The sequence below is a fragment of the Elusimicrobiaceae bacterium genome (assembly GCA_028700325.1).
Lineage (GTDB): Bacteria > Elusimicrobiota > Elusimicrobia > Elusimicrobiales > Elusimicrobiaceae > JAQVSV01.
On sequence record JAQVSV010000020.1, the window covers coordinates 20,935 to 28,844 of the forward strand.

Annotated in this window: 3 protein-coding genes; 1 reads left to right on the top strand and 2 read right to left on the bottom strand. The window is 55.5% G+C overall.

The window, feature by feature from the left end; genetic code table 11:
* Positions 1 to 44 precede the first annotated feature (44 nt).
* On the top strand, positions 45 to 4,679 hold the full coding sequence (locus tag PHW69_04335) for a response regulator (GenBank protein ID MDD4004415.1): 4,635 nt from the start codon (positions 45 to 47) through the stop codon (positions 4,677 to 4,679).
* 83 nt (positions 4,680 to 4,762) lie between these two features.
* Here the strand turns inward: PHW69_04335 and PHW69_04340 are convergent, their stop codons facing one another.
* Together PHW69_04340 and PHW69_04345 are read right to left on the bottom strand one after the other, a co-directional pair.
* Positions 4,763 to 6,508, bottom strand: a complete 1,746-nt coding sequence (locus tag PHW69_04340; protein ID MDD4004416.1) for an NADH-dependent [FeFe] hydrogenase, group A6 — start codon at positions 6,506 to 6,508, stop codon at positions 4,763 to 4,765.
* Positions 6,509 to 6,516: 8 nt separating this feature from the next.
* A partial coding sequence (locus PHW69_04345) for an NADH-ubiquinone oxidoreductase-F iron-sulfur binding region domain-containing protein (protein ID MDD4004417.1) occupies positions 6,517 to 7,910 on the bottom strand: 1,394 nt, incomplete at its 5' end.

Sequence of the window (7,910 nt, forward strand, 5' to 3'; positions counted from 1 at the left end):
GTAATGTATAATATAGCGGCTGGCGAATGCGCCGGGGGGACAAAATGACTTTTCTCAAAATGGATCACGAAGGGCTTAAATACGCCTTTCTGAAAATTTTCCTGTCCGTAACGACAGCGGTACTAGGTGTCACCGGTTATATAGCCTGGGAGCGGGTGTCCTATCTGGCAAAAAGCGAAAAGCTGACGGAACTGGCGCGGCTGGAAAATTTCAGTTTCGAATTGACGGACACCGTAAGCGCGCTTGGTGCGCGCCTTGAAATGATGTCGGATCTGGCCAGCATGGAAAACTGGCTGCTTAACCCCACAGCGAACAACCTGGCCGCACTGGAACGCGACATCAAAGGCTTCATTTCCTACGGACGGCAATTCAATCGCGCAATGGTGTTTGATCCGGCCGGCCGGGAACTGTTTCATGTGGACGCCTCTACCGGGCAATCCCGTTTGACCGGCATCAATTCCCAATTGCTTGCCCGCGCGCAGCGGCTGACCGACACCCAGCTTTATGTTTCGCCTGTTGTATTTATGGAAAACGACGCCGGCTACCAGCCCGGCTTGCAGATGATCAAAAAAATATATGCCGGCTCCAAACTCAAGGGGTTTCTTGTCTGCGACCTGAATGCGGAGCGCCTGTTCCGGCGGCTTAAGGAGCAGCCCGGCGCGCACAAACTGCGCTCGACGCTCTTTGTTTCCGCCGAGGGAAAGGGATACCTGAATAACGGCGGCGGAAAATTCATCCTGTCCGACAGGTACGCCAAAACCGCCCGGAACATGCCCGCCGGCAAAACAGCCGATCTGATGGAAAACGGCTCATTCATTATATTCAGGCCGGCATTGCGCCTGCCGATACCCACTATTTCCGGCAAATCAACAATACGTTTCGCGCTCGACGGCGGGGACTGGCATTTCATAGTCGAAAATTCAGAATTCAGAAAAGAAATCGGTTCCGTTATACTGACGATTGCGTTTATCGCATTCGCATTTCTTGCCCTGCTCGGCCTGGTTTTATGGCGATATATGCTCAATATGTACCGGGGTGAACAGTTTGAACGGGAACGGCTGGCGTCATCGCGCGAATTAAAAACGATAATGGATTCCAGCCGCGACGTGATTATTATCGCCACCGATATAAACGGTACCGTAACCCAATTCAATACCGGCGCGGAAAACATGCTCGGATACAGGGCGGAGGATATCATCTCCAAACATTCGGTGACTGATGTTTTCCCGGCCCGTTCACTGGAAATTTTCCTGCGCAATTGCCGGCACGAAGACACGGATATTTCCGAGCCCGAGCTTCGGCGCAAGATCATGACCTGCCCTGACGACAGCAACGAAATCGCCATTTCCCGCCGCGACGGAAGCGTATTTTCCGCCAGCGTAACGCTTTCGCACAAACATGACGGACGCGGCGCGGTTTCCGGGCTCGTGCTGGTCGGGCAGGATATCTCCGTCCGCAAAGCCATGCAGGAACAGATAGAGGCAGCCAACAAGGATCTCAAAGCCATAATGGACTCCACCCGTGACATCGCCATCCTATACGCCGATCAGGACGACACGGTAACGCACTTTAACTCAGGCGCCGAAAGACTGCTCGGCTATTCGGCGGACGAAGCGATAGGAAAAATGAAGGGACTTTCCATTCTGCACCCGGAAAGCCTGCCGTCGCTTCTGCAGGACCTCGACATCAGGACCGGAGGCGAAGATCATAGGGCTGTCGCCCAGGCCCTGCGCCGCGTACCCGATTTCCGGCGCATTGACAGGATCTGGCGCAAAGACGGGTCTTCCTTCAAAGCCGACGTTTCGCTCTTTCACCGGTACAACGCCTCAGGCGAGTGTCTTGGCGTGGTGCTGATTCTGCGGGACATGTCAGAGCAGATAGCGATGCAGGAAAACCTGCTGCGCACGTCGCGGGAACTGAAATCAATACTCGATTCCGCGCGCAACGTGGCCATTATCGCGGCTGACAAAAACTGCGTTATCCAGCTTTTCAACACCGGCGCGGAACACATGCTTGGCTATTCAGCTGATGAAACAATCGGGAAAATGCGGTTCGGCGGTCTTATCGAGAAAGAGATTCTGACCGAATCGCTCCGCGCGATAAGTCCTGGCGGCAATACGGACGACCCGGACGAGCTGTGCAGGCTTGTCATGTCCATGCCTGATATCCAGCGAGAAATTGTCATGCAACGCAAAAACGGCAGCCGGCTGGACGTGCAGATAGTAATTTCGCACAAGTACGATGCCGACGGCGACACGGAAGGCCTGGTTATCGTGGCGCAGGACATCTCTGAAATCAAAGCGAACCAGGCCAAGCGCAACGCCGCATACCGCGAGCTTAAATCGGTTATGGATTCCGCCCGCGACGTGGCCATTATCTCCACCGGCGCCAGCGGCCTGATAACGCATTTCAATCCGGGTGCGGAAAAAATATTCGGATATCCGGCGGCTGAAATCATAGGCAAACGCTATGTCGGCTCCTTTGCCACCGACACCGCGATTGACATGGCGGAAACCGAACTCAAAACCACAATTAAACATACAGATCCCGCCGTACGGGCCAAAAACATTCTGGCCGCGCCGGATTTCCAGCGCGAAATACAAATTCTCCGCGGCGACGGGGCCACGGCCGACCTGCATCTGATGGTTTCCCATAAATACGACGCCGATGGCATAGTGGAAGGCGTCTTGATCGTGGCGCAAGACATTTCGGTTCTTAAAAAAACGCAGGCGGACATGCTGACGGCAAAAGAAGCAGCCGAATCGGCCAACCGCGCAAAAAGCGAATTTCTGGCCAACATGAGCCATGAAATCCGCACGCCGCTTAACTCCATCATCGGCATTTCGGACGTCATGTACATGTCCGAAACGGATCAGGAGAAACGCGCGCTGTTTCAGACGATTCAATCAGCCTCGGAATCGCTTCTGCAGCTCATAAACGATATCCTTGATTTCTCGAAAATCGAGGCGGGAAAAATTGATATTGAAAACATCGAATTCGATTTCCGGGACGTGCTGGAAAACTCCATAAGCTTTTTCGCCGCAAAATCCGGCGAAAAGGGACTGGAGCTTGTCTGCGACATAGCGCCCGACGTGCCGGCCCGCTGCGTGGGCGATCCGGGCCGGCTCAAACAGGTGCTTATAAACCTGCTGAGCAACGCGGTTAAATTCACCGAACATGGTGAAATCGTTCTGCGGGCCGGACGCAAACGGCTCAATAACGACGAATGGGTGCGCGTGGAGGTGCGCGACACCGGAATCGGCATTTCAAAAGAGGATCAGCTGCGGATATTTTCGAAATTCACGCAGGCGGACAGTTCCGTCACGCGCCGGTTCGGCGGATCGGGGCTGGGGCTAAGCATTTCCAAGTCGCTTGTGGAACTGATGGGCGGCACGCTTTCTTTTGAAAGCGAGCCGGGCAAAGGTTCCAGGTTTTATTTTGAGCTGCCGCTTGAACTGCCCGCAACAACCGAACCCGCCGAGCTGCCTGATTTCAAAAATATTTCGGTGCTGATCGCGGAAGACAACGCCAATAACCGGATGGTGCTGGAGCGGACTTTCGCGATTCATAACATTTCATGCATTTCCGCTCCGAACGGGCACGAAGTGCTGGCGCTGCTCAACGCCAATCCCGCCAAATTCAACGTCGTGGTGTCTGACCTGAATATGCCGGAACTTGACGGGCTGGCACTGGCAAGCCGGATCCGGGAAAATCCGCGCCTGAAAGGAATAAAAATTCTTCTTCTCGCCTCCAGCGGCGACATTCCGGAAGCCGACCTCAAACGCTATGATATCGCCGGCATAATCAGCAAACCCGTGCGCCAGACGGCGCTGCTCAGCCTGATGGCTTCGCTGGTTTCCGAACACCGGCCCGATGCGGAAAAAAATGCGCCGGCAGCGCCTGCCATAGAAATCCGGTTCCCCGTTTCGGTGCTCGTCGCGGAAGACAACCGGGAAAACGCCAATCTTATGCATCTGATTTTCAAACGGCTGAAATGCCCATGCGTAATTGTCGAGGATGGATTGAAAGCCGTAGAAGCCGCGAAACAATACCGGTTCGACCTGATCCTTATGGATATCAACATGCCGGAAATGGACGGGGTGACAGCCATCAAAAAAATCCGCGCGCAGGAAACCGAGTCCGGCAGCCCGCACGTTCCCATGATCGCGCTTACCGCGCAGGCTCTTAAAGGCTCGCGCGAAAAGCTTATTGCGGAAGGATTTGACGATTATCTGCCAAAACCGGTAACGCTTTTCGATATACGCGACAAACTGGTCAAATGGATCCGGCCGGGCGTTCTTGTGGCCGACGATTCATGCGACACCATCCTGCTATACCGGATGTTTCTTAAAGACATTAATGTAACTCCGTTTTTTGCAGCAAGCGGACACGATATTGTGGAAATATTCAAGAAACACTCGCTGGCGATCGTGTTCAGCGATATTGAAATGCCCGGCATGAACGGAATTGAAGCCATGAAAACGATCCGGCAATATGAAGCCGAAACAAAAGCGGCGGCTCCGATAAAACTGGTCGCGCTGAGCGGGCACGAAATAAGCTCCCAGGAAAAATTGTGGCGCGATCACGGATTTGAACCGGACATCATGCTGGTCAAACCGATTACAAAACCGCAACTGCTGGAAACTTTGCGGAGCCTTTTACCGGAAATCAAGCTGTAACAAAAGTGTTTTTGCAAGCGGAATTTGAAAAAAAGCCGCGCCCGAACGGGCGCGGCTTTCGCAAGCCTGCATACTCCGGTCAGCTATTGGCAGCCGCAGGTTGTGTCGGCCGGCACCGCCTCGTGATAATGGGTATGCAGAAGGTGATGGCTCTTTTCACCCAGCGGCTCGCCAAGATAATCCTTATAGAGCTTTTGGAGCTGTTCGTTTTTATGCGAAACCCGCAGTTCGCCCTTGCGGTCTATCTGGTACAGCGCGTTCATGCGCGCTTTTACCGCTTCCATATCGGGATTAAGCGGCTGCCCGCCGCCATTGATACAGCCGCCGGGGCAGGACATGATCTCGATAAAATGCAGGTCGGTCTTGCGGCCCGCGCGGATTTCATCGAGCAGCTTGCGCGCGTTGCCTAACCCGCTGGCCACGGCAATGCCAACATCCAGAGCGCCCGCTTTTATCCTGGCTTCCTTTATTCCGTCAAGCCCGCGCACCGGAGCAAGTTTGAGGTTTTCCAGTTCCGTGCCGGTAAGCATGTGGTACGCTGTCCTGACGACCGCCTCCATAACGCCGCCGCTGGCGCCGAACAGTTTGCCGGCGGTGCTGCGTTCCCCGAAAGGCAGATCGTTATCCTGGGGCTCTATGACGTTAAGGTCAATACCGAACATCTTTATCAGCCGCGCGAGTTCCCGGGTGGTAAGCACATAATCCACATCTGCCACGCCGTTGCGGCTCATTTCGGGGCGGCGCGCTTCGGCTTTTTTGGCGGTGCAGGGCATGACCGACACGCTGACTATATTCGCGGAATCAATTTTATTCTGCTGCGCGAAATAGCTCTTGATCACCGCGCCCAGCATCTGCTGAGGACTCTTGCAGGTGGACAGATTCCCCATCATGTCCGGATAGAATTCTTCCACGAATTTCACCCACGCCGGCGAGCAGGAAGTCATCATCGGCAGTTTCCCGCCGGTTTTGACCCGGTGCACCAGCTCGGACGCTTCCTCCATAATCGTCAGGTCGGCCGAGAACGAGGTGTCAAAAACTTTTTTGAAACCCATGCGGCGCAGGGCGGCGACCATCTTGCCGCAGAAGTCCTGACCCGGCGCCACTCCGAATTCCTCGGCGATCGTGATCGAAACCGCCGGCGCGTGCTGGATAACCACATACTTGCCGGGGTTGGCAAGCGCGGCCGCGACCTGGTCAATCTCGGGTTTTTCGCTGAGCGCGCCCGTCGGGCAGACTTTGATGCACTGCCCGCAGTTGACGCATGCGCTTTCGCTGAGTTTGCAGTTGAACGCGCAGCCGACCACGCTCTTGGAGCCGCGGTTGATGTAATCAATCGCGGAAACCGACTGGATCCGCTCGCACACCCGGATGCACTTGCCGCACAGAATGCATTTCTCGGGATTGCGCACGATCGAATTGCTGCTTTCATCAACCGTGGAAATCAGCGTTCTGGATTTGGGAAACCGCCGCCGGCTGACATTATATTCCTCCGCCAGATTAGCCAGTTCGCAGTGGCCGTTGCGAGTGCAGTAAAGACAGTCATCGCAATGGCTGGCGAGCAGCAGCTCGATAATCGTCTTTCTCGCCTGCACGACGCGCGGCGAATGAGTCTGTATTTTCATACCTTCCGCCACAGGCTGAGAACAACTGGGGGTAAGCCCTTTAAACCCTTCTATTTCCACTATGCACAGACGGCACGCGCCGAACGATTCCATGCCCTCCATATAGCAAAGCGCCGGCACATTGATCTTCTCGCGCCGCAGCGCGGTAAGAACGGTTTCGCTGGAATTAGCCTGCAACTTTCTGCCGTTTATCTCGATGTTGACCATAAATTCTCCTAGCCGGCTTTAACCGCGCCGAATTTGCAGACCTTGGCGCAGTTGCCGCAACTGATGCATTTCCTGGCGTCAATGACATGCGGCTGCTTGACAGAACCCGCAATGGCGTTCACCGGGCAGTTGCGCGCGCACATAGTGCAGCCGACGCATTTGGCCGGGTCAATGGAATAACTTACAAGCGATTTGCACACGCCGGCCGGGCACTTGTGGTCGAAAATATGCGCCTCATACTCTTTGCGGAAACTGCCCAGCGTGCTCAGGATCGGGTTCGGCGCGCTCTGCCCCAGCCCGCACAGGCTGGCGTCTTTCACCACACGGCCGAGCGTTTCCAGCCTGGAGATCATTTCGTCAGGCTCTTTCACCTTGCCGGAAGTGATCTCGTCGAGCATGCCAAGCATCTGCAGGGTACCCTCGCGGCAGGGCGTGCATTTGCCGCAGCTTTCACGCTGGATGAAATCCATGAAAAAACGCGCCACGTCAACCATGCAGGTATGCTCGTCCATGACCACCAGTCCGCCGGAGCCCATCATTGCGCCGACTTTTTTGAGCGATTCGTAATCAATTTCGATATCCAGATGGTTCTTGGTAAGGCACCCGCCTGACGGCCCGCCGACCTGCACGCCTTTGAACTCGTAGCCGTGTTCGCAGCCGCCGCCGATATCATAAATGATCTCGCGGATTTTCACGCCCATCGGCACTTCCACCAGACCCGTGTTGCAGATTTTGCCCGACAGCGCGAACACTTTCGTGCCTTTGCTGTTGGCCGTTCCGAGCGAGGCGTATTTTTCATGGCCGAACGCTATGAGGTCGGGCACATTGGCCAGTGTTTCCACGTTATTGATCACAGTGGGCTTGCCGAACAGGCCCTTCGCCGCCGGGTACGGCGGGCGGGGCCGGGGCATTCCGCGTTTTCCTTCGATGCTGTTTAAAAGAGCCGTTTCCTCGCCGCAGACAAACGCGCCGGCGCCCATTTTGATAATGATGTCGAGATCGAAACCGCTGTCGTAAACGTTTTTCCCGAGCAGGCCGTAAGCCGTCGCCTGCGCTATCGCGGCTTTGAGATTTCTGATCGCGAGCGGATATTCCGCCCGGATATACACATACGCCTTGGTTGCGTGGATGCCGTAAGCGGCGATCGCCATGCCCTCGATCAGCCGGTGCGGATCGCCTTCGATCAGCGCGCGGTCCATGAACGCGCCCGGATCGCCCTCGTCGGCGTTGCAGACAAGGTACTTCTGTTCCGCGTCGGCGTTTAACGCGATTTTCCATTTCTTGCCGGTCGGAAACCCGCCGCCGCCCCGCCCGCGCAGGCCGCTTTTTTCGACGCTGTCGCACACGTCTTCCGGCGTCATCGTATGGATAACTTTCAGCATGGCGGTATAGCCGCCGCGCG

What these genes read in the sequence shown, in the direction of transcription:
- PHW69_04340 (MDD4004416.1), bottom strand. Translation starts at nt 6,508, where the DNA reads ATGGTCAACATCGAGATAAACGGCAGAAAGTTGCAGGCTAATTCCAGC.
- PHW69_04335 (MDD4004415.1), top strand. Translation starts at nt 45, where the DNA reads ATGACTTTTCTCAAAATGGATCACGAAGGGCTTAAATACGCCTTTCTG.